Source organism: Paenibacillus sp. XP01 (genome assembly GCF_057364885.1).
The window spans coordinates 405,001-426,174 of sequence record NZ_CP139481.1 but is presented as its reverse complement, the minus strand read 5'-3'; the positions used below and the strand labels follow the sequence as shown (position 1 = coordinate 426,174).

Genomic DNA, 21,174 nt, shown 5'->3' with positions numbered 1-21,174 from the left:
TCATCGATCATATTTTGTCATCCTTCCCGCTCCTAACCTGAACGATACTCGGATTTAGAGCCGATTCGCCCCACCCCCGGCCTTCAGCATGTCAATTTATTGATAGCGTTTACAATTAACTGGATTTTCCGTTATGATATGGTTATATTCGTAAACCATTCTTGCAGGGAGGAACTGCGCAAATGCATGTAATCGAGGATCGAATCGGACCCAAGTATCGCATCGGGGAGAATTCATTTACCATTCAGCATATACGCAGACAGGACGGATACGCCATGACACACCCGCATGCCCATCCGTTTTACGAGCTGTATTATCTCCTGGAAGGAGAACGGGTGTATTCCATGAAGGGACAGGTTCTTACCGCACGCAAAGGGGACCTGATGCTCATCAATCCCCATGATCCACATACAACATCCAAAGGAAGCAATCCCGGCTTTGAACGGATCCTGATCGAGTTCTCCCCCTCTTTTGCTACGGGCATGGAGGTCGGCCTCTGCGGCCTGCTTCCCTTTGACCATTCCCGTTTGGTTCATTTCCCGAAAGAGGAGCAGCCGGAGACCGAACGTTTGTTATGGCAGATGCTGCGTGAATGCAAAGAGCGCCGATCGCATCATGAGATTGCGGTGAGAAGCCTGCTTGCCCAACTATTGATCAGCATCCATCGCGTAGAAGAGGCTACGCGCCAGACGATGTCCGATCCCGTCCATCCCATGCAGGACAAGATTAGCGAAATCGTAGGTTACGTTAACGAGCATTACAGCCAAGCCCTTACGCTTGAAGATACGGCGTCCCGTTTTTATATCAGCCCTTCGTACCTCAGCCGGATGTTCAGCCGATTTACGGGGTTCCGTTTCAGCGAATATTTGCGCGTCGTGCGCGTCAGGGAGGCCCAGCGCCGATTGCTCTCTACCAGGGACCGGGTACAGATGATCGCGGAGAAGGTGGGATTCGAGCACACGGCCCATTTCAATAAAACATTCAAACAGGTGACGGGGACGACCCCCCTTCGATACCGGAAAGAACATCGGTGAACGGTCTGGAGCAAGCATATTGCATTTCCGGCCCTTCTCTCCGTCTTTTTCATATAGGACAAAAAGAGCCGCATTTCGCGAATGCGACCCTTACCCGATTGGACGCTTAAGCCGAGCCACTGGAATGTGGAGATCAACGACTGGAGTTCTCATTATGAAAAAAAGGCGCGGTGGCTGTGCCCTGTTTCCAGCCACCGCGAGACACGTCTGTATGACAGCGCCGCTCCCTCAACCCAGCTGCGGCGTCTTGTCGGGACTATCTGCGAATAAGCGCCCCGCTCCGCACTTCGGGTCCGACGGATATCTGGCGTCCTGCTGTTTCGTCATCACCTTCTCGGCAAACGATCCCCGCTGTTTCTCGCCCGGTCAACGTCAACAAACGCCCGTCCGCGCCATGCCCCCCAATCGCCTCCAACTCCGCTCCTTTGCACTGATGCAAATGGATTAGGGAACCTTCGGCAATGTCGGCGTCCAGCCGCGCAATTCGCAAATGTTTGGCATGGGAGCACTGTATTCCGGATCGGGACTGTACCTTGTAATCTTCGATGACCAATCCTTCCAACGGCATTTCGGGCAGCCCGCTGACAAACAGCGCCGTTTCCGCGCCTGCACAGACCACTTCCCGAATGTGAATGTCACGGAAAACGGGGGTCTCCTCGCTAACCTCCTGCGCCAAGTCGCTGCCCCTCGCTGAACCTTCCTGGTTAGCATAGAAAAAGGAGAACGAGATGCCTTCCCAGATGATATCTTTCATGTAAATACGCTCGATCTGAATATCCTCGACAACCCCTCCGCGTCCGCGTGCACTTTTGAAACGCAGCCCGATGTCCGTGCCGATAAACGTGCAGTCCGACACGCGTACATGCCGAATGCCGCCGGACATTTCGCTGCCGATGACCACCCCGCCATGTCCGTGATACACGGTGCAATCCCGGACCGTGATGTACTCGGAGGGCATTCCCAACTCGCGTCCTTCCGCGTCCTTGCCGGATTTTAAGCAGATGGCATCATCGCCAACGTCAAATACGCTTTGTTCCACCAGCACATGACGGCATGAATCTATATCCAGCCCGTCACCGTTCTGCGAGAACCACGGATTACGCACTTGCACATTTCGAATCGTCACGTGTTCGGATGCCCACGGATGCAGGTTCCATGCCGGTGAATTCTGGAACGTCGGTCCGTCCAGCAGCACCCGTTTGCAGCGTCGCAGGCTGACCATGTTGGGACGCAAAAAATCGCGAATTCCTTCATAGGCCGCCACATCCCGTACCTTTTCCTGATATAGGCGCAGGGCGATGGAACCGCCTTCAAGCGCAGACGCGGACGGCCACCAGATCTGGTCCTCTTCTCCGGCTCCCGCTACCACTCCGCCCGAAGACACAAGCTTTCTCCATTGCGAAGGTGTCAGCTTGGAACGTTTGACCGGTCTCCAGGCTTGACCGCCCCCATCCCAGATGCCCTCGCCCGTAATCGCAATATCTTCCACTCCTTCGGCATCGATCGGGGATTGGCATCTGACGACTTGCCACCCTTCAAAACTCGATGCAATTAAGGGATACTGATCAAATGCCTGACTAAAGGTGACCAACGCCCCTGCTTGTGTATGAAGTTCGATGCTGCTGCGGAGCACGATTGGTCCTGTCAGCCATACGCCTGCCGGAATGACGATTCGCCCGCCGCCCGCTTCCGCGCAGGCCGCTATTGCCAATCGGAATGCCTCCGAATTGTCCGTGTGGCCATCTCCAACGGCGCCGTAATCGGTGATTCGAAAATCACGCGCAGGAATCTTGGGCAGCTGTACTTCATATTTTGGTTCATTGGTGTTGAAAGCAGTACCTTTGTCTGTTTGCAAGGAAGCGTTATATGTATTCATCGAACCGAATCACCCTCCATATCATTACTATTCAAAACTTTGGAATGGCACCAAAACCGGACATCAACCCCCCGGTTCACAGATGGTGGCTCCATCATATCAGCAGGACAAGCCCTTCGGGTTGAGCTTTTTTGCTCTGTCCGCACGGAATTTGAGATTATATGCTCCATGATCCACATCATTTGGGCTTCTCCATAATAAGTATACTACAACCATATATTCCAATCTCTACAAATCATCTAGGCGATTCGATTCATTTTTTTGTCAGGATTCGTCACAACAATTCCAACAACATCACAAACATATAACATAATAACGAGCTTCAGGCCCATTATTTCTATTACTTACGTCATATTTTATAACAAATCAATTGCCATGAAGAGGATGTCTCGGTATGATAGAATAACCAATTCCATTTAATCCCTAAAATTTCCTGTCACACCAAAACAGCAGAAAGGATGGGATGTATTTTGATTGAATTCAGGGGTGTTCAGAAGCATTATGGTCAATTTCATGTCCTCAAAGATATCCATCTCACCATTGCCGAGGGCGAGGTCGTCGTGATCATCGGCCCTTCGGGCTCAGGCAAAAGCACGCTGCTTCGCTGCATCAATCGTCTGGAAACGATCACCGAAGGCGAACTGTTCGTTAGCGGCGTCGCCCTGCATGGCAAAAAGGTGGACATCAACCTCTTCCGGCGCGACATCGGCATGGTATTCCAGCACTTTAATCTCTACCCTCACAAAAAAGTCATCGATAACATCACCCTTGCCCCCATCAAAGTACGCAAACAATCCAAAGACCAGGCCGCGGCCACGGCCATGAAGTATTTGACCCGCGTAGGCATTGCCGACAAAGCCGACAGCTATCCCTCCCAATTGTCCGGAGGCCAGCAGCAGCGCGTGGCAATTGCGCGAGGACTCGCGATGGAGCCCAAAATCATGCTGTTTGACGAGCCCACTTCCGCGCTCGATCCGGAGATGATCGGCGAAGTGCTCGACGTCATGCGCTCCCTGGCCCATCATGGCATGACCATGGTCGTCGTGACGCATGAGATGGGCTTTGCCCGCGAGGTAGCGGACCGGGTTATTTTCATGGATGAAGGAAGAATTGTGGAAGAAGCCGCTGCCGCCGACTTTTTTGATCAACCGAAGGAGGAACGTGCACAACAATTTCTTAGCCGCTTGATTCATCATTAGGAAAGCAGAGAAAATCCACGATCCGAAAGGGGTATGATCCAATGAAAAACGTGTTGAAATGGCCTGCATTCATGTTGGTGCTGATGCTCTCTATTGTTCTTTCCGGTTGTAATACGGGGAGCGATTCACCGGGGAACGGCGGGGACGACGATTCCTCGGCCAAAGGCACGATCGAACAGATTAAAGAGCGTGGCAAACTCATCGCAGGGGTGAAGTACGATACCAAGCTGTTTGGCCTCAAAGACCCGTCCAGCGGAGCCGTCGAAGGCTTCGACGTCGATATTGCCAAAGCGCTCGCCAAGCAAATTCTCGGAGACGAAACCAAGGTCGAGCTGAAAGAGGTCACCTCCAAAACGCGCATCCCCATGCTGCAAAACGGCGACATCGACATCATCATCGCAACCATGACCATTACCGATGAGCGTAAGGAGCAGGTTGATTTCAGCGATGTGTATTTCGAAGCAGGGCAATCCCTTCTCGTGAAAAACGATAGCTCCATCACCGGGCTGGATAGCCTTGGCAAAGGCGTGAAAGTGCTTGCGGTGAAAGGCTCCACCTCTGCGCAAAACATTCGCGAAAAAGCACCGGACGCCGAGGTGCTGGAATACGACAACTATCAGGATGCCTTCACCGCTCTCAAAGCCGGCAAAGGCGATGCGCTAACCACCGACAATATCATCCTCATCGGCATGCAGCAATCCGATAACAACTATAAGCTCGTCGGCGGCAATTTCACCAGCGAACCTTACGGCATGGCCATCCGCAAGGGAGACAGCGCCTTTGTGGAGGAAGTGAATACCCTGCTCAAAAACATGAAAGATAGCGGCGAATACGATGCCCTGCATGAAAAGTGGCTGGGCAGCAAGCCTGAGTAAACAAGCAGCAGGGCGGATAGGTCTGCAGACAATCAACCGATACCAGTCCTCTGCCCTGCTTCACCCCATCTGTGTCACTCCCGCAACGAACGGAGGCGTTTAACGTTATGGGAACATTGGATTTCAGCGTGCTGACGAGGCACTCGGACCGCTTCCTTGAAGGTTTCCTGAATACGATCCAGATTAGCCTGATCGCCCTCGTTGGCAGTTTTCTTTTGGGTGCGGTCATTGCGGTCTTTCGCATCGCTCCCGTCAAGCCGCTTAACTGGATCGGCACCGCGTTTGTCGAGTTCATTCGCAACATCCCGCTGCTGCTGGTCGTGTTTTTCTTTTACCTCGGGCTGCCTGCACTCGGCATTTCATTGGACGGCTTCGTCTCGGGCACGCTTGGCCTGACCATTTATACTGCGGCGTTTATCGCCGAAGCGATCCGCGCGGGCATTCAGTCCGTACCGCGCGGGCAGCTGGAGGCCGCCCGGTCATCGGGTCTTTCCTACATTCAGGCCATGAATCTGGTCATCTTGCCGCAGGCAATCAAAATCGTGCTGCCGTCCATCGGCAACCAATTTATCAACCTGGTCAAAAATTCCTCGATACTGGCCGTCGTGGCTGGCATGGATCTGATGTATTTCGCCGACCTGGTCAACTCCGATACGTTCCAGCCGCTCAGCGTTTATACGATCGTTGCCTTGTTCTATCTGGTCCTGACCTTGCCGCTCAGCTTCCTTGTGCACTACATGGAACGGCGGCTCGGGAAAAGCGATGGCGGAATTCGGCCCAAACATCAGCATTCCCGAAAACCGAATAAGCGCTCGGAGCAAGCGACGATGTGAGGCATTCTTTTATCAAAGGTGGTGATCGATCCCATGGACTTTGCCGGCGCTTACGCTTGGCCCAATCTACGCTTTCTGCTTCAGGGGTTTCTGGTAACCCTCCAGGTCGCCGGATTATCCATCGTATTCAGTTTCGTGCTTGGAACCGTGTTCGGAACGATCCGGTATATGCGGGTTCCGGTTCTGTCGCAGCTTGCTGCGGTCATCGTGGACATCATTCGCAATTTGCCGCTGTTGCTGATCATTTTTTTCATCCATATCGTCCTGCCGCAGCTCGGCATCAAACTGCCCGTATTTTGGTCCACCGTTGTGGGCTTGAGTTTGTTTGAGGGGGCCATGATCGCCGAGATCGTTCGCAGCGGGCTGAACTCCATTGAACGAGGGCAGATTGAAGCAGCCCGCTCGTCCGGCCTGAGTTATATGCAGACACTAGGCAGCATCATTATGCCTCAAGCCTTGCGGCGCATGTCTCCTCCCATGGTCAGCCAGTTCATCTCCCTGCTAAAGGATACGTCCCTTGCGATCATCATTTCCTTGCCGGAGCTGATGCGCAATGTGCAGATTCTTGGCGGGCAAAGCTTCAATTACGTCATTCCGGCCCTGCTGCTGGCGACCGCGCTCTATTTTATCATCAACTACACGTTGTCGATCGTGGCACGACGACTTGAGGCCCGTATCCATTGAGGAAAACGCATGGCTCGATAACGTATCCGATGAATGTATGAACGATACCATGACAAAACCGCCGAATGCATGATGCAATCGGCGGTTTTTCGACTCTTTTCATTTGGCAAAATAAAAAAACCGACGGCTCTACGCGATCGGCTGATGGTTCAGAATACGTTTTTGGTAATCGAAACGATAGTACTCATTAATAAGCTCGTCCAGCACCATAGACTGGTGCAGCACTTTCTGGTCGTGCATGCCATGATCGGCCGCCAAACGACTTAGTTCCTTCCGGTTCTGTTCGATTTGGTCTCTAATCTGTTTCGGTACTCTCACAGCATGCCCCTCCCCTTCTTATATCCATTTTAAGATAGTTTGCCAAAAAGTTGAACTTTTTTTCCTTTGCAAATTGAAATGATGGTTTGCAAAAATAATTTTTCATAGAATAATGACACCCTCCTCAAACATAACCAAACAACAAACTTCCAATCACTGATAAAAATTTACTTTATTTTTCACAACTCTCCAAAAGAAAATATTCAGCAAATAAAAAAAACCAACCAACATCGGTCAGCGTCCGACATTCAGTTGGTTCCATATTTTTTGCGCTCACAAGTACCTAAACCTCTCTCAGCGGTGAAATTCTTGTATCGAGGCGTTTCCATAGACATTGTTTGAAGAAATCTGTCATATTCTTTCTCTTGCTCTAACGTAGCATGGCCCCTATTCTCACCGTAGAGATCGAGACATTTAACAATCGTAAAATAATCCCAATTATTGATAGCAGCTTCTAAGCTTTTAAGCAAGAACCTTATACCCTTATCGTATCTTTTTTTTCGCAAATGATATCGTGAAAGCTCGTAAAACATTGAAATTACAAATTTATTCGATGTCATTACATCTCCCTCAAAAGGGAAATGGTAGAATTTATTTAACAGTTCCTCGAATTGAATTATTACAAAATCAACATCATAATCATATTTATTCGCGGCTTTAAATATATGTCCCAACGCAATATGCTCTTCATCTTTATACGCAATTATACATTGTATATATTCTCTTAATTTTGTCATATTACCCATCATCACGTTATAAAGTAAACTATTCAACTTTGCCCATTCTCTAAATTTATTGATGTGTATCAATTCTTCTCTTGTTGGATCATTAATTAAGGTGATTCTCTGATAATGTTCCACACATAACAAAGCTTTTTCATATTGCTCAGTATGACTGAAAAACGAGCCTCTCATTAAATATGCATATGCTTCGTAAACGAAAATCGGGTATTTAGATTTTGCTACAGTTTTATTTGATGTGTACTTTTTCCTTGTCTGCACAGCTTCTTCAAGTTTAATCGTAGTATCGTATAATTTATCAAGTTCAAGACAAGCAGAGTAAACATTCATAAGATCCTTTATCGCATCCAACCTATGATCTTCATCCAGACAATCAACATACTTCTCAAAAACTGCCGTTAAACGGAGATTTTTTCTGCTATCAGAGTCTAGAGACAAGATAAAAATTCTGTAGTGACATATAGCGAGTTTTTCTGAGTGCTGATATTTTTCGATCTCTGCGACACATTTGTATAAAATAAGCGCAGCCTTGTATAACCCTGTTTCGTACCATTTCTCAGCCAACTTAAATAACTGATTGATATAAGAACGGTCATCTGTTGCACGGGTTACAACCTTTTTTATACACTGAAGCTTGTTAAGTTCAGCACACCGATTTAAAAAGGGCTCCAACCTTCTCCAATGAGTTTCTCCTTCAACAAAACTCTCTATTGCATATTTCTCGTAAAAAAAACCTAACTCTAGTCCCATAGCAGCAGTAATTTTGTCTAATTGATTCATAGACAGCGGCCTTTTTCCTTTTAATATGGCGCTAAGTGTCCCAACATTTACTCCAGATAATTCTGAAAATCTCTGAAGTTTGTAACCTTCCTTATTCATGTGCCTTTCAATTTGCGAGCAAATCGTAGCCTCTGGCCCCAATGGTCCCACCCCGAATCTGCAAACATAAACGATAAATATAATTAATGTAAATTATATCCTCGATTTTAAACCTGTTGATCTGTTAATTCAACAAAAAAAACAGTAGCCCCTCAGGTTAGGGGTTACTGTTTTTCATTTCGCTATACTCGTAATTTTAATAAATCCCGAACTTATGTTGTAATAACGGTTTATACATCATACTCCACCAAATCCATGGTTTAACAGCCTTAAAACAGTATCCAACGTAATTGAGAAAGTCAACATTGCCACCGTACAAACCTTAATGGACGTAGATATTTTTTTTCTTCTCATAACCTTTATAGACCTCCTCAATCAGTTGTCTGTAACTATTAATAATATGATTTGGAGCACTGGATCTATTTTTCTCAAAAAGTCCTACGCAATAAATAATGGTTTTGTGGTCATTGATTCTGATTGCGTGAGACAAACAACTCAACAATTGAACGAAACCTTCGATAGAATCTGAACTTCTTAAATAATATTTAGCTAATTCCATTAGAAGCTTTACTTGCCTCTCATTACTGATTTCGGTATTGTAGATGCTATTCAGATGATCAGGGCCATTTAATAGAGAAATAAATGAATCAAATTTTGTAAGAACATGGTCAATGTTAATATCATACATATTGGAAGCCTCTAATATTTTCACTAAACCCGGTAATAATTCATCCGGATTATTTTCAATATAATTGACGTATGGCTTTAACGCTTCCAAATTCCCCATCATCAATAGAAAAAGATATGTGTTGACTTCTGCCCAGCCTTTAAATCTCTCAATAAATAATCGATCCTCGGAGCTCGCGTTTTCCACATGAATATCCGAGTATAATTTTGTGAAACTTAAAGCTGTTTCGTAATCTTGATATTCACCAAAAACTACCGACTTCATTAAATAGGAGTAATACTTGTATATGAATAATGGATATTTAGATAATCTGTTCAGAGATACATCCGAATTCTTCCTATATATGGTCTCCATAAAGTTTACTCTTTCTTCGAGTTCATTGGCAAGATGAAGAACTTTATCCCATAGATTAAGCCCTCCATATGTATTTGCCAGATCCTTGATCGCATCAAGCTGCCGCTCCTCATCCAGCCGATTGATGAAGGGCTCGAAATGCACGGCCGCTCTCAGGTTTGCATGTTGATCCTGACCCAAGGACAAGGTGAAAATCCGGTATTGGCAGAGTGCCAAACGCTCGGAATGTTGATACTTCTCGCACTCCGCAACGCATTCGTAGAGCATGAGTGCCGCCTGGTTCTGTCCGCGCTCGAACATGCCTTCCGCCATCTCGAACAACTCGGAAATGTACGAACGGTCGTCCGTTACCTGGCGAATCACGTTCTGGATGCAATCCAGCTTGTCCAATTCGGCACAACGCTGCAGGAAAGGCTCCAGCCTTCTCCAATGCGGGGCTGCTTCCACGAAGCATTCGGCCCCATACTGCTCGTAAAAATGCCCCTCTTCCAGCTTCATGCCTTCCGTCAGCAAGTCAAGCTGTGCCATGGCGATGGGTCTTGTCCCTTTGATGATGGCACTCAAGGTCCCTGCATTAACACCGGATATATCAGCAAAGTACTGCAGGGTGTACCCCTGTTTCCTGATGTAATCCTCGATCGTCGAGCGAATCGTAGCTGTAGGTTCCATGCATCCCACCCCCGCAATAAAATCCAGAAATTAGAATTTATATGATAACAATAATTTTAACCCTAAATTTTACAGTGGTCAATAAAAATCGTGGCAATTCCGTTACCTTTTCAATATCATTCATGCTATGTCTGTTCGTTTTCAGTGATTTTTGTCACTAATCAAATTATTTTCTCGTGTTCATGATCGGGCTGCTAATATGCGAAGCCGTACTCAACGCATTCAAAATAACCTGGCTTCGAATCTGACTCTACACCTTTTCCGCTGCTTATAGAAAAAATCCATTAGAAGTTTGATTCGGACCATGGTACATTAAAAAAGTAACTTATCCAATTATTCCAATAGGATATGGAGACGATGGAATGAAGTTTGCCTTGTTCAGCCTCATGATGAATCTGCCCAATGCGTTAACAGGCGAAGCCCTGACCACGCAGCAGAAGTTCCTGAACATTTTGGATCAGGCCCGCCTGGCGGAGAAGCTGGGCTTCGATGCATATGGGGTCGGCGAGAGACATGGCGCTCCCTTCCTCTCATCTTCCCCTCCCGTCGTGTTAACCGCGGTGGCTGCCGCGACTTCGCGCATTCGTTTGCTGACGACGGTAACCGTGCTTAGCGTGCTTGACCCCGTGCGTGTAGCCGAGGATTACGCCACGCTTGACCACTTCTCCGGCGGACGCCTGGAGCTAATCATCGGCAAAGGCAACGATCCCCGGCATTATCCGCTGTTCGGCATCCGTGAAGAGGATCAATGGGAATCTCTAGGAGAACGATACGAGCTGCTGAAACGGCTTTGGACGGAAGAGAGCGTCACCTGGAACGGAAAATACCGCCCACCATTACATGAAGTCACAACCCAGCCAAGGCCTTATCAGCAAACCATCCCTGTTTGGCATGGCAGTGCATCCAGCACCCTGTCTACCGAGCTTGCAGCCAAACATGGGGAGCCTTTGTTCACTTCGAATTCCTTCCATCCCCAAGCCAAATACAAGGCGCTGATTGATCATTATCGAGAACGCCTTGAGCACTACGGCCACGATGCCGGCAAAGCGCTTATAGGCTCCGGAGCAGGCAGCCTGTATTTGGCAGATACGCGCGAGGAAGCCATACGCCGATACAAGCCCTACTACGAGGCATTTCATGCAACAGCCGCCGCTCAGCATAACCAGTCGCCTTTCAAGGACCTGGAGGATAACATCGCTAACGGCCCGGTACTGATTGGAAGCCCGGAGCAGATCGTCGAAAAAATTCTGGATTACCACCAGGCATTTGGCCATCAGGTGCTAAGCATCAGCGTGGACGGCCTGAGCCATCAGGAGCAGTTAGAGCAAGTACAGCGTTTCGCTGAAGAAGTGGCTCCCATTTTACGGAGGGAAATCCCCAGTCAGGTGTGGAGCACACCCCCGATTCTGAATGAGCATGACTCCACTTCGTCCTCTGTCGGCATCCCTCCTGCCATTTCCCCGATTTTTCAGGTATGATATTTGTCCTCTTCCCCACGCAAACTAGGGGCGATTCCATGGAATCGTCCCTTAATCTTTTGGCCGAACAATCGCTATGTAACGCGAATCCCCTCAAATAACGAGTCCAGAAGCTCCAGGATGTCGCTCTCCAAGATGCCTTCCCCCGTAACGAGCATTCGATAGAAAACCGGTCCATAGATCATATCGATATACAATCCGATGTTGGCATCGGCTCTCAATTCTCCGCGTTTCACGCCTTTCTCGATGATCCCCCAAGCTTCCTGCCTTCTAGGGCGGATATACCTGCTTCTGTATTCTTCGGCTAGCGCAGGATCGAGTTGTCCTTCTCCAATAATTTCAGTAATCATTTTCCCCTCACGGCTCGTCAGAAAAACGACGAGATTGGCGGCATGAATGCGCAAATCTTCGAATACGGTTCCCGTATCGGGAACGGGAAGCCGTGCCGTGGCCGCATTCATGTATCCGTCCATAATTACTGCGCCTTTGTTCGGCCACCATTTATAGATCGTTGCCTTGCTCACTTGCGCCCGTTCAGCAATTTTCTCCACCGTAACCGCCGCGAATCCGAGTTCAAGCAGCAGCTCGTACGATGCGGTCAGAATAGCGTTCTGGGTTTCCATGTTGCGAGGGCGCCCTCTTTTGGCAGTCATCGATAGTCCTCCCCAAACCTATAAACTAATCATCCATATAATGTACGTTCATTATACTAAAAGAAATCGGACACAACCAATTTTCGCCCCGCTTCAAATTTGAATGCAGAAAAAATGGATTTGCCTATTTACAATACTAAACGTATAGTTTATTATATAACCATAATTAATGAACTAAACGTTTAGTAATTCATCTTTAACTCGCAACGAACGATACGAATAACAATTTGAATATTACGGAGGATGATCGTCATGGAAATGACCAAAAATTCGAAGCCGGCTGCGCCCGTATCATCATGGATGATATTGCTTTTGGCCTCGGCATGCGGGCTCATCGTGGCCAATCTCTATTATGCTCAAACCGTCATTGGCCCAATCAGCGCTGCCACGGGGCTATCGTCTGCCGCAGCCGGACTGATCGTCACCATTACCCAAATCGGGTACGTCCTTGGATTGCTTTTTATCGTGCCGCTTAGCGACATTACCGAAAATCGCCGTCTGATCACCATACTTCTCCTTGTTCTGATCGTCGCACTTATGGTGGCTTCGTTCGCACCTAATGCATCGCTGTTCCTGTCAGCTTCGCTGATTATCGGAATCGGCTCCGTGATCGCCCAGATTCTTGTGCCGTACGCCACGTACCTGACTTCCGAAGAGCAGCGGGGGCGCGTCGTGGGCAACGTGATGAGCGGCCTGCTGCTCGGCATTATGCTCGCTCGCCCTGTCGCAAGCTTCATCACCAGCCTGTTCGGATGGCATGCGGTCTTCATTTTCTCGGCCGTCGTAATCGCTCTGCTGACCCTGCTCCTCTCTCGGGCCCTGCCTACCCGGAGACCCGAGCCTGTCATGAATTACGGCCAACTTATCGGATCGCTCGCCAAATTGTTCAGAACACTGCCGATGCTCCGTCGCCGCGCCTTCTACCAGGCCAGCCTGTTCGGTGCCTTCAGCCTGTTCTGGACTACCGTTCCGCTGCGTTTGGCTAATGACTTCAATATGTCTCAGCAAGGCATAGCCTGGTTCGCTTTGGCTGGTGTGGGCGGTGCCGTGGCTGCTCCGATTGCAGGCCGTCTGGCAGACCGGGGCATGACCAAAGTATTGACGGGAGTCGCCATGGTCGTCGCTGCCCTATCCTTCGGTCTCGCTTATCTGTTCCAAGGCCACTCCGTCCTGTCGCTCTCTCTGCTCGTCGTCGTCGCCATCACGCTGGACATGGCCGTTTCGGGCAACCTGGTTCTGGGACAGCGCGTGATCTATTCTCTGGCAGGCAATGCCCGCGGACGCGTGAATGGGATCTTCATGTCGATCTTTTTTATCGGCGGGGCGATCGGCTCAACACTCGGCAGCTGGTCTTATGCAGCCGGAGGATGGAGCCTTACCACGCTTATCGGATTGATTATGCCGCTGCTTGCTCTCGGTTACTATCTGACGGAGAGAAAAGCTCAGGCCGCAGTCAATCCGTAAACTTCTAGTTTCGACGCATATAAAAAATCAGGAGAATCCTGCAAGGGACTCTCCTGATTTTTTGCTTATGCTGATTTATCGGCGCAATCTGCGGGAGCTCAGGGCGTGATGCCCATTTTGCAGAAACGTACTGCGCGCGTTTTTCATCCATTCAATGCGACGCTCAGCCAGACGGTCCGCCGCCATGTAAGTTGCTATACCTTCCGTCCGCGAAATTTCAAAAACCTTCTCCAGATTTTCGTAAATTTCCCCAATCTTGCTCCATGCCCTCTCCCGGTTATACCCGCTGAGTTCATCGGCTATGTTGATGACGCCTCCTGCGTTAATCACGTAGTCAGGCGCATATACGATGCCCATCTCGTGAAGTCGGTCGCCGTGCCGAGTCTCCAAGAGCTGGTTGTTCGCACAGCCAGCGACAACCTTTGCCTTCAGCGTCCTAAGTGTGTCGTCATTGATGGTGCCTCCAAGGGCGCAAGGTGCATAAATATCGCAGTCGACGCCAGTAATATCCGAGGGATCCACGGCAGTCGCGCCAAAACGGTTCACCGCTTCCTGCACAGCGTCTTTATGGATATCCGTCACGATCAGGCGGGCTCCCTCCTCATGCAAATACTCGCATAAACGCATGGCCACGTTTCCGATGCCTTGCACGGCTATCGTTTTGCCTTCCAGTAAATCGGTGCCGAGTGCCTCCTTGGCTGCTGCCTTCATTCCCCGATATACGCCCCAGGCCGTCGCCGGAGAAGGATTACCGGATGAACCGTAACTCGGGGAGATGCCCGTAACGTAGTCCGTCTCCTGATAAATCAGGTTCATGTCTTCCTCGGTCGTACCGACGTCTTCCGCAGTCACATAACGGCCGTTCAACCCTTGAACGTATCTGCCGAAAGCGCGAAACATCGCTTCATTTTTGTCCCGTCGCGGGTCCCCGATAATAACTGCCTTTCCTCCGCCCAGGTTCAGGCCGGATACGGCATGTTTGTACGTCATTCCGCGGGCAAGCCGCAGTGCATCTTCAATGGCTGCATCTTCGGAGGCATATGTCCACATTCGCGTCCCGCCCAGTGCAGGTCCAAGCGTTGTGTCATGGATAGCGATGATCGCCTTCAATCCGGATGATTTATCCTGACACAAGACGAGCTCCTCGTAATCATGGCGTTCCATTGCTTCAAACCAATTCATGGCTAACCGTCTCCTCAAACCGTTTTTGCGATCGAATCAATCATTCTGTCTTTTTGACTCCTCTCTGTTGCGCACGCGATTCATTATTTCCATTACAATGACACCAACCATGTAAAGATCATATTCATACTAGCTTTCTAATGTCAGAATGGATTACTTATTTCTGGGGGCAATATATTTCCTTTCCGTGCAGGCCCTAACCTTTACTGAATCGTCTCTATCACGTTGATTGGATGGAGCTCCCCGTCGACTGCAAAAGAAGCCTGTCCCGTCTCTTCGGAGACGACCAGCACGATCGCGTCCGTCAGCTCACTCAGTCCCAGCGCGGCCCGGTGACGGGTTCCCAACTTTCCTCCAATGGCGTCGGCCTGCGAGACGGGAAGCACGTTGCCGGCCGACACGATCTGGTTGCCACGAATCAACACGGCACCGTCGTGTAACGGAGCACCCGGAATAAAAAGCGATTCCAGCAAGGCATGCGTGACTTTCGCATCCACGGCAACGCCGGAATGGATAATCTTCTCAAGCGATATTTCGCGTTCGATCACAATCAACGCACCATATCTGCGATCCGACAAATGCTGCACACTCACCGTCAGTTCGGCAAATTTCTCCGTGAAGGGTGACAAATAGCAGTCCAGATAAAAGGAGGCAGCCAGCACCTCGACCCTCTTGATCTCGTTCCGAATCTCCGCAAACTGTGCCAGCAAACAGACGCTATCCTGATCGAAACGCGTCAATGTCTCATTCATGCGGTTCGCCACGCGCCGAAGATCCTCCTTCAATTTTTGCCGCATGGATGAACTGTCGCAATCTGCCTGCTGATGGATCATGGAATGTTCCTCCTTCGTGATGTCTTCATCCTTTCCAACGTTCACGGTACCTAATGTTCATTAACGTGCCCATAAGCCCATTCAATCTATGCAATGCTACATAATCTGTTCCGCCATCATAACAAAGGTACTTTTTTACCAGGGTGGAACACCACCTATAAGCAACAAAAAAAGCCCTTGCAGCGCAAAAGCTTTTTTGTGTTTTAAATATAAGTTGGGTGATGGTCGAAGTCTATGGTTGTCAAACGTACAAAAGATCGAGAAAAGGACCCGTTCGTCTAAATGCGAAGCAGATCCTTCTTGCATTAATTTAAAAACAGACCATTAAGAGACGACGAATTGGACTACTATTGGGGTTCCAGGATCGAGGGCGTCGCCTCCAGGGATCGTGGCATTCTTAAATACTTCTACATTTCTTTTTGCGTTTATAATATGTTGTTCCACTCTTTAGGAGGATCGGGCGAAAATCAGAACTGTGGATGGGCCGGTACAGATACCGAATTCTAGGATGTGGAATTGAATATTCCTCCCTGGTTGGCATCGCTCCGAGGATTGAGGATACGGCATACCGCGGACATGCTGCTTCGAGATCAGTATGTCGAAATTTACGCAAAGAAAAAACCCTTGTCGCACAAGGGTCTCAAAAAAATTTAAGCGGGTGATGGGAATCGAACCCACGCTACCAGCTTGGAAGGCTGGAGTTCTACCATTGAACTACACCCGCATCCTATAAAAAATCGGGATGACACGATTTGAACATGCGACCCCCTGGTCCCAAACCAGGTGCTCTACCAAGCTGAGCTACATCCCGAAAACATACCGGTGAGAGGACTCGAACCTCCACGGTTTCCCACTCGATTTTGAGTCGAGCGCGTCTGCCATTCCGCCACACCGGCTTATTTAATTAAATGGCGCGCCCTGAGAGATTCGAACTCCCGACCTTTTGATTCGTAGTCAAACGCTCTATCCAGCTGAGCTAAGGGCGCATATTTGGAGCGGACGACGGGAATCGAACCCGCGACCCTCGCCTTGGCAAGGCGATGCTCTACCGCTGAGCCACGTCCGCATATGATTGGTGCGGTCGAGAGGACTCGAACCTCCACGGGGGGTTAGCCCACACGGACCTGAACCGTGCGCGTCTGCCAATTCCGCCACGACCGCATAATATAACTGGTGAGCCATGAAGGACTCGAACCTTCGACACCCTGATTAAAAGTCAGGTGCTCTACCAACTGAGCTAATGGCTCTTACTAAAAAAATTCTCTGGCAGGGGCAGCAGGAATTGAACCCACACTAACGGTTTTGGAGACCGCTGTTCTACCTTTAAACTATGCCCCTATAAAATAATGGTGGAGGCTGATGGATTCGAACCACCGAACCCGTACGGGAGCAGATTTACAGTCTGATGCGTTTGGCCACTTCGCTAAGCCTCCACAATATAAGGTGGCTCGGGACGGAATCGAACCGCCGACACGAGGATTTTCAGTCCTCTGCTCTACCGACTGAGCTACCGAGCCATATTCGTTTATAAAGATAAAAGCGGAATTGACAAACCCAATACCGAATTGCCATCCCTGATGAATATTCAAGTGGCGGAACCGACGGGATACTCTCACTTCGTTCGAGACTGCGCAGCTTATGCTCTCGAAGTGAATGCTTCGACGAACCCATTTACGGATTCTCATCCCTGCTGAATATTCAAAGTGGCGGAACCGACGGGATTCGAACCCGCGATCTCCTGCGTGACAGGCAGGCATGTTAGGCCAACTACACCACGGTTCCAGGCACTAAATGGTGCCGGCGAGAGGACTTGAACCCCCAACCTACTGATTACAAGTCAGTTGCTCTACCAGTTGAGCTACACCGGCGTATATGGTGGAGGCTGAGGGGATCGAACCCCCGACCCTCTGCTTGTAAGGCAGATGCTCTCCCAGCTGAGCTAAGCCTCCATACTACTATGACCCGTAGGGGATTCGAACCCCTGTTACCTCCGTGAAAGGGAGGTGTCTTAACCCCTTGACCAACGGGCCTTGATATAATGGTGGAGCCAAGCGGGATCGAACCGCTGACCTCCTGCTTGCAAGGCAGGCGCTCTCCCAGCTGAGCTATGGCCCCATAATATGTAGGATTTATTGATTTGTAAGTTAAATGGTGGGCCCTGGTGGACTCGAACCACCGACCTCACCCTTATCAGAGGTGCGCTCTAACCAACTGAGCTAAGGGCCCAAGCAAATAAGGCGAAAAAAAAGCCCCTTAAGGGGTTTCGCTTGGCGGCTTCCTACTCTCCCAGGACCCTGCGGTCCAAGTACCATCGGCGCTAGAGGGCTTAACGGTCGTGTTCGGGATGGGAACGTGTGGAACCCCTCCGCCATCGCCACCAAACGATTTTTCAGTTCAGAGATTGCTCTCTGAAAACTGGATTCGAAACGAAATCTGCGATCTTAGAACCTGCATTTCTTGGATAAGCCCTCGACCGATTAGTACTGGTCAGCTCCATGCATTGCTGCACTTCCACCCCCAGCCTATCTACCTCGTCGTCTTCAAGGGGTCTTACATACTGGGAAATCTCATCTTGAGGGGGGCTTCACGCTTAGATGCTTTCAGCGCTTATCCCGTCCGTACATAGCTACCCAGCGGTGCTCCTGGCGGAACAACTGGTACACCAGCGGTACGTCCATCCCGGTCCTCTCGTACTAAGGACAGCTCCTCTCAAATTTCCTACGCCCACGACAGATAGGGACCGAACTGTCTCACGACGTTCTGAACCCAGCTCGCGTACCGCTTTAATGGGCGAACAGCCCAACCCTTGGGACCTACTTCAGCCCCAGGATGCGATGAGCCGACATCGAGGTGCCAAACCTCCCCGTCGATGTGGACTCTTGGGGGAGATAAGCCTGTTATCCCCAGGGTAGCTTTTATCCGTTGAGCGATGGCCCTTCCATGCGGTACCACCGGATCACTAAGCCCGACTTTCGTCCCTGCTCGACTTGTAGGTCTCGCAGTCAAGCTCCCTTATGCCTTTGCACTCTTCGAATGATTTCCAACCATTCTGAGGGAACCTTTGGGCGCCTCCGTTACTCTTTAGGAGGCGACCGCCCCAGTCAAACTGCCCACCTGACACTGTCCCCGTACCCGATTAGGGCACCAGGTTAGAACCTAGATACGATCAGGGTGGTATCCCAACGGTGCCTCCACACAAGCTGGCGCTCATGCTTCTCAGGCTCCCACCTATCCTGTACAGATCGTACCCAAATTCAATATCAAGCTGCAGTAAAGCTCCATGGGGTCTTTCCGTCTTGTCGCGGGTAACCTGCATCTTCACAGGTATTAAAATTTCACCGGATCTCTCGTTGAGACAGCGCCCAAGTCGTTACGCCATTCGTGCGGGTCAGAATTTACCTGACAAGGAATTTCGCTACCTTAGGACCGTTATAGTTACGGCCGCCGTTTACTGGGGCTTCGGTTCACAGCTTCGGGATAAATCCCTAACCGCTCCCCTTAACCTTCCAGCACCGGGCAGGCGTCAGCCCGTATACTTCGCCTTACGGCTTCGCACAGACCTGTGTTTTTGCTAAACAGTCGCTTGGGCCTTTTCACTGCGGCCCCCTCGTGCTATTCACACTACCGGGGCACCCCTTCTCCCGAAGTTACGGGGTCATTTTGCCGAGTTCCTTAACGAGAGTTCTTCCGCGCGCCTTAGAATTCTCTTCTCGCCTACCTGTGTCGGTTTGCGGTACGGGCACCTTCATCTGGCTAGAGGCTTTTCTTGGCAGTGTGAGATCATGACCTTCGCTACTGTAATTTTCACTCCCCATCACAGCTCAGCCTTGCGGTTAGCGGATTTGCCTACTAACCAGCCTCACTGCTTGGACAGGCATCCATCAGCCTGCGTCACTACCCTACTGCGTCCCCCCATCGCTCGTAACGATTTACGGTGGTACAGGAATTTCGACCTGTTGTCCTTCGACTACGCCTTTCGGCCTCGCCTTAGGTCCCGACTTACCCTGAGCGGACGAACCTTCCTCAGGAACCCTTAGGCTTTCGGCGGATCAGATTCTCACTGATCTTTTCGTTACTCATACCGGCATTCTCACTTGTATAATGTCCAGCGCTCCTTACGGTACACCTTCAACCCTTATACAACGCTCCCCTACCCCTGATCATAAGATCAAGCCATAGCTTCGGTGGTGTGTTTAGCCCCGTTACATTTTCGGCGCAGAGTCACTCGACCAGTGAGCTATTACGCACTCTTTCAATGATGGCTGCTTCTAAGCCAACATCCTGGTTGTCTGTGCAACTCCACATCCTTTCCCACTTAACACACACTTGGGGACCTTAGCTGATGGTCTGGGCTGTTTCCCTTTTGACAATGGATCTTAGCACTCACTGTCTGACTCCCGGAAGTAAGTCTATGGCATTCGGAGTTTGACTGAGCTTGGTAACCCTTGCGGGCCCCGCACCCAATCAGTGCTCTACCTCCACGACTCTGTTTTCCGAGGCTAGCCCTAAAGCTATTTCGGGGAGAACCAGCTATCTCCGAGTTCGATTGGAATTTCTCCGCTACCCCCACCTCATCCCCGCACTTTTCAACGTGCGTGGGTTCGGGCCTCCAGTGCGTGTTACCGCACCTTCACCCTGGACAGGGGTAGATCACCCGGTTTCGGGTCTACGTCCACGTACTATGTCGCCCTATTCAGACTCGCTTTCGCTGCGGCTCCGGCTTCTCACCTTAACCTTGCACGGGAACGTAACTCGCCGGTTCATTCTACAAAAGGCACGCCATCACCCCTAAAATGGGCTCTGACTTCTTGTAAGCACACGGTTTCAGGTTCTATTTCACTCCCCTTCCGGGGTGCTTTTCACCTTTCCCTCACGGTACTGCTTCACTATCGGTCGCTAGGAAGTATTTAGCCTTGGCAGATGGTCCTGCCGGATTCATACGGGGTTTCACGTGCCCCGCACTACTCGGGATCCGTCTCGGAGGGAGCAGACTTTCAATTACAGGGCTTTTACCTTCTATGGCGGGCCTTTCCAGACCTCTTCGTTTAACCGGCTCCTTTGTAACTCCATGTGAGACGTCCCACAACCCCAGAGAGCAAGCTCCCTGGTTTGGGCTGTTCCGCGTTCGCTCGCCGCTACTGACGGAATCACTATTGTTTTCTCTTCCTCAGGGTACTTAGATGTTTCAGTTCCCCTGGTATGCCTCTCCTGCCCTATGTATTCAGACAAGAGTAACTGGGTATTACGCCAGCTGGGTTTCCCCATTCGGACATCCCCGGATCAAAGCTTGCTTACAGCTCCCCGAGGCAGTATCGTTGTTCGCCACGTCCTTCATCGGCTCCTAGCGCCTAGGCATCCTCCGTGTGCTCTTAGTAGCTTAACCAATTGCTCGGATGAGCAATGCAGTTTTCACTA

The 21,174-nt window shown here is 49.9% G+C and carries 14 protein-coding genes, 16 tRNA genes and 2 rRNA genes; 7 read left to right on the top strand and 25 right to left on the bottom strand.

Annotated features, from left to right (window positions below; genetic code table 11):
• Positions 1 to 182 precede the first annotated feature (182 nt).
• Positions 183 to 1,034, top strand: a complete 852-nt coding sequence (locus SNR34_RS02050; RefSeq protein WP_236417728.1) for a helix-turn-helix transcriptional regulator — start codon at positions 183 to 185, stop codon at positions 1,032 to 1,034.
• 256 nt (positions 1,035 to 1,290) lie between these two features.
• Here the strand turns inward: SNR34_RS02050 and SNR34_RS02045 are convergent, their stop codons facing one another.
• Entirely contained in the window at positions 1,291 to 2,910 is a 1,620-nt protein-coding gene (locus SNR34_RS02045; RefSeq protein ID WP_486181023.1) for a glycoside hydrolase family 28 protein, read from the bottom strand.
• 458 nt (positions 2,911 to 3,368) lie between these two features.
• Here SNR34_RS02045 and SNR34_RS02040 point away from each other — a divergent pair, with 458 nt between their 5' ends.
• The 4 genes from SNR34_RS02040 to SNR34_RS02025 all read left to right on the top strand — a co-directional run bounded on the left by SNR34_RS02040 (position 3,369) and on the right by SNR34_RS02025 (position 6,501).
• Entirely contained in the window at positions 3,369 to 4,109 is a 741-nt protein-coding gene (locus tag SNR34_RS02040; RefSeq protein WP_290371467.1) for an amino acid ABC transporter ATP-binding protein, read from the top strand.
• 41 nt (positions 4,110 to 4,150) lie between these two features.
• Positions 4,151 to 4,984: a transporter substrate-binding domain-containing protein gene (locus tag SNR34_RS02035; protein WP_486181022.1), complete on the top strand. Its 834-nt coding sequence runs from the start codon at positions 4,151 to 4,153 to the stop codon at positions 4,982 to 4,984.
• Between the two features lie 107 nt (positions 4,985 to 5,091).
• Positions 5,092 to 5,817, top strand: coding sequence for an amino acid ABC transporter permease (locus SNR34_RS02030; RefSeq protein ID WP_343262231.1), 726 nt, complete (start codon positions 5,092 to 5,094; stop codon positions 5,815 to 5,817).
• 33 nt (positions 5,818 to 5,850) lie between these two features.
• Positions 5,851 to 6,501: an amino acid ABC transporter permease gene (locus tag SNR34_RS02025; protein ID WP_236417740.1), complete on the top strand. Its 651-nt coding sequence runs from the start codon at positions 5,851 to 5,853 to the stop codon at positions 6,499 to 6,501.
• 129 nt (positions 6,502 to 6,630) lie between these two features.
• On the opposite strand, the gene SNR34_RS02020 is transcribed toward SNR34_RS02025, so the two are convergent.
• From SNR34_RS02020 to SNR34_RS02010, 3 genes are all read right to left on the bottom strand, one after another.
• Positions 6,631 to 6,819, bottom strand: a complete 189-nt coding sequence (locus tag SNR34_RS02020) for an aspartyl-phosphate phosphatase Spo0E family protein (RefSeq protein WP_236417742.1) — start codon at positions 6,817 to 6,819, stop codon at positions 6,631 to 6,633.
• A 248-nt stretch (positions 6,820 to 7,067) separates the two neighbouring features.
• A complete protein-coding gene (locus tag SNR34_RS02015) occupies positions 7,068 to 8,438 on the bottom strand; it encodes a helix-turn-helix domain-containing protein (protein ID WP_486181021.1) in 1,371 nt (456 codons plus the stop codon).
• Positions 8,439 to 8,760: 322 nt separating this feature from the next.
• Positions 8,761 to 10,149 carry a helix-turn-helix domain-containing protein gene (locus tag SNR34_RS02010; RefSeq protein ID WP_343262230.1) on the bottom strand — a complete coding sequence of 463 codons (1,389 nt, stop codon included), beginning with the start codon at positions 10,147 to 10,149 and terminating at the stop codon, positions 8,761 to 8,763.
• Between the two features lie 362 nt (positions 10,150 to 10,511).
• On the opposite strand from SNR34_RS02010, the gene SNR34_RS02005 reads away from it, so the two are divergent.
• Positions 10,512 to 11,627 carry an LLM class flavin-dependent oxidoreductase gene (locus SNR34_RS02005; protein WP_339275715.1) on the top strand — a complete coding sequence of 372 codons (1,116 nt, stop codon included), beginning with the start codon at positions 10,512 to 10,514 and terminating at the stop codon, positions 11,625 to 11,627.
• 74 nt (positions 11,628 to 11,701) lie between these two features.
• On the opposite strand, the gene SNR34_RS02000 is transcribed toward SNR34_RS02005, so the two are convergent.
• A complete protein-coding gene (locus SNR34_RS02000; RefSeq protein WP_236417753.1) occupies positions 11,702 to 12,280 on the bottom strand; it encodes a TetR/AcrR family transcriptional regulator in 579 nt (192 codons plus the stop codon).
• A gap of 258 nt (positions 12,281 to 12,538) precedes the next feature.
• Between SNR34_RS02000 and SNR34_RS01995 the strand changes: the two genes are divergently transcribed.
• Positions 12,539 to 13,744, top strand: a complete 1,206-nt coding sequence (locus tag SNR34_RS01995) for an MFS transporter (protein WP_486182383.1) — start codon at positions 12,539 to 12,541, stop codon at positions 13,742 to 13,744.
• A gap of 75 nt (positions 13,745 to 13,819) precedes the next feature.
• Here SNR34_RS01995 and SNR34_RS01990 read toward each other — a convergent pair whose 3' ends face one another.
• The 20 genes from SNR34_RS01990 to SNR34_RS01895 all read right to left on the bottom strand — a co-directional run bounded on the left by SNR34_RS01990 (position 13,820) and on the right by SNR34_RS01895 (position 21,142).
• Entirely contained in the window at positions 13,820 to 14,926 is a 1,107-nt protein-coding gene (locus SNR34_RS01990) for a Glu/Leu/Phe/Val family dehydrogenase (protein WP_486181020.1), read from the bottom strand.
• Positions 14,927 to 15,129: 203 nt separating this feature from the next.
• A complete protein-coding gene (cdaS, locus tag SNR34_RS01985) occupies positions 15,130 to 15,759 on the bottom strand; it encodes a sporulation-specific diadenylate cyclase CdaS (RefSeq protein WP_236417758.1) in 630 nt (209 codons plus the stop codon).
• 653 nt (positions 15,760 to 16,412) lie between these two features.
• Positions 16,413 to 16,483: transfer RNA gene (locus tag SNR34_RS01980), tRNA-Gly, on the bottom strand.
• 13 nt (positions 16,484 to 16,496) lie between these two features.
• Positions 16,497 to 16,570, bottom strand: a tRNA-Pro gene (locus SNR34_RS01975).
• 6 nt (positions 16,571 to 16,576) lie between these two features.
• Positions 16,577 to 16,655 (bottom strand) — tRNA-Leu (locus SNR34_RS01970).
• Between the two features lie 13 nt (positions 16,656 to 16,668).
• Positions 16,669 to 16,745 (bottom strand) — tRNA-Arg (locus tag SNR34_RS01965).
• 5 nt (positions 16,746 to 16,750) lie between these two features.
• Positions 16,751 to 16,825, bottom strand: a tRNA-Gly gene (locus SNR34_RS01960).
• Between the two features lie 7 nt (positions 16,826 to 16,832).
• Positions 16,833 to 16,920: transfer RNA gene (locus SNR34_RS01955), tRNA-Leu, on the bottom strand.
• Positions 16,921 to 16,930: 10 nt separating this feature from the next.
• Positions 16,931 to 17,006 (bottom strand) — tRNA-Lys (locus tag SNR34_RS01950).
• A 17-nt stretch (positions 17,007 to 17,023) separates the two neighbouring features.
• A tRNA-Trp gene (locus SNR34_RS01945) sits at positions 17,024 to 17,097 on the bottom strand.
• Positions 17,098 to 17,106: 9 nt separating this feature from the next.
• A tRNA-Tyr gene (locus SNR34_RS01940) sits at positions 17,107 to 17,192 on the bottom strand.
• Between the two features lie 11 nt (positions 17,193 to 17,203).
• A tRNA-Phe gene (locus tag SNR34_RS01935) sits at positions 17,204 to 17,276 on the bottom strand.
• A 187-nt stretch (positions 17,277 to 17,463) separates the two neighbouring features.
• Positions 17,464 to 17,541 (bottom strand) — tRNA-Asp (locus SNR34_RS01930).
• A 10-nt stretch (positions 17,542 to 17,551) separates the two neighbouring features.
• Positions 17,552 to 17,627: transfer RNA gene (locus tag SNR34_RS01925), tRNA-Thr, on the bottom strand.
• A gap of 5 nt (positions 17,628 to 17,632) precedes the next feature.
• Positions 17,633 to 17,708: transfer RNA gene (locus SNR34_RS01920), tRNA-Val, on the bottom strand.
• 9 nt (positions 17,709 to 17,717) lie between these two features.
• Positions 17,718 to 17,789 (bottom strand) — tRNA-Glu (locus tag SNR34_RS01915).
• Between the two features lie 9 nt (positions 17,790 to 17,798).
• Positions 17,799 to 17,874 (bottom strand) — tRNA-Ala (locus tag SNR34_RS01910).
• 34 nt (positions 17,875 to 17,908) lie between these two features.
• Positions 17,909 to 17,985, bottom strand: a tRNA-Ile gene (locus SNR34_RS01905).
• Between the two features lie 39 nt (positions 17,986 to 18,024).
• Positions 18,025 to 18,141: ribosomal RNA gene (rrf, locus tag SNR34_RS01900) — 5S ribosomal RNA — on the bottom strand.
• 75 nt (positions 18,142 to 18,216) lie between these two features.
• A 23S ribosomal RNA gene (locus SNR34_RS01895) occupies positions 18,217 to 21,142 on the bottom strand.
• Positions 21,143 to 21,174: the final 32 nt, after the last annotated feature.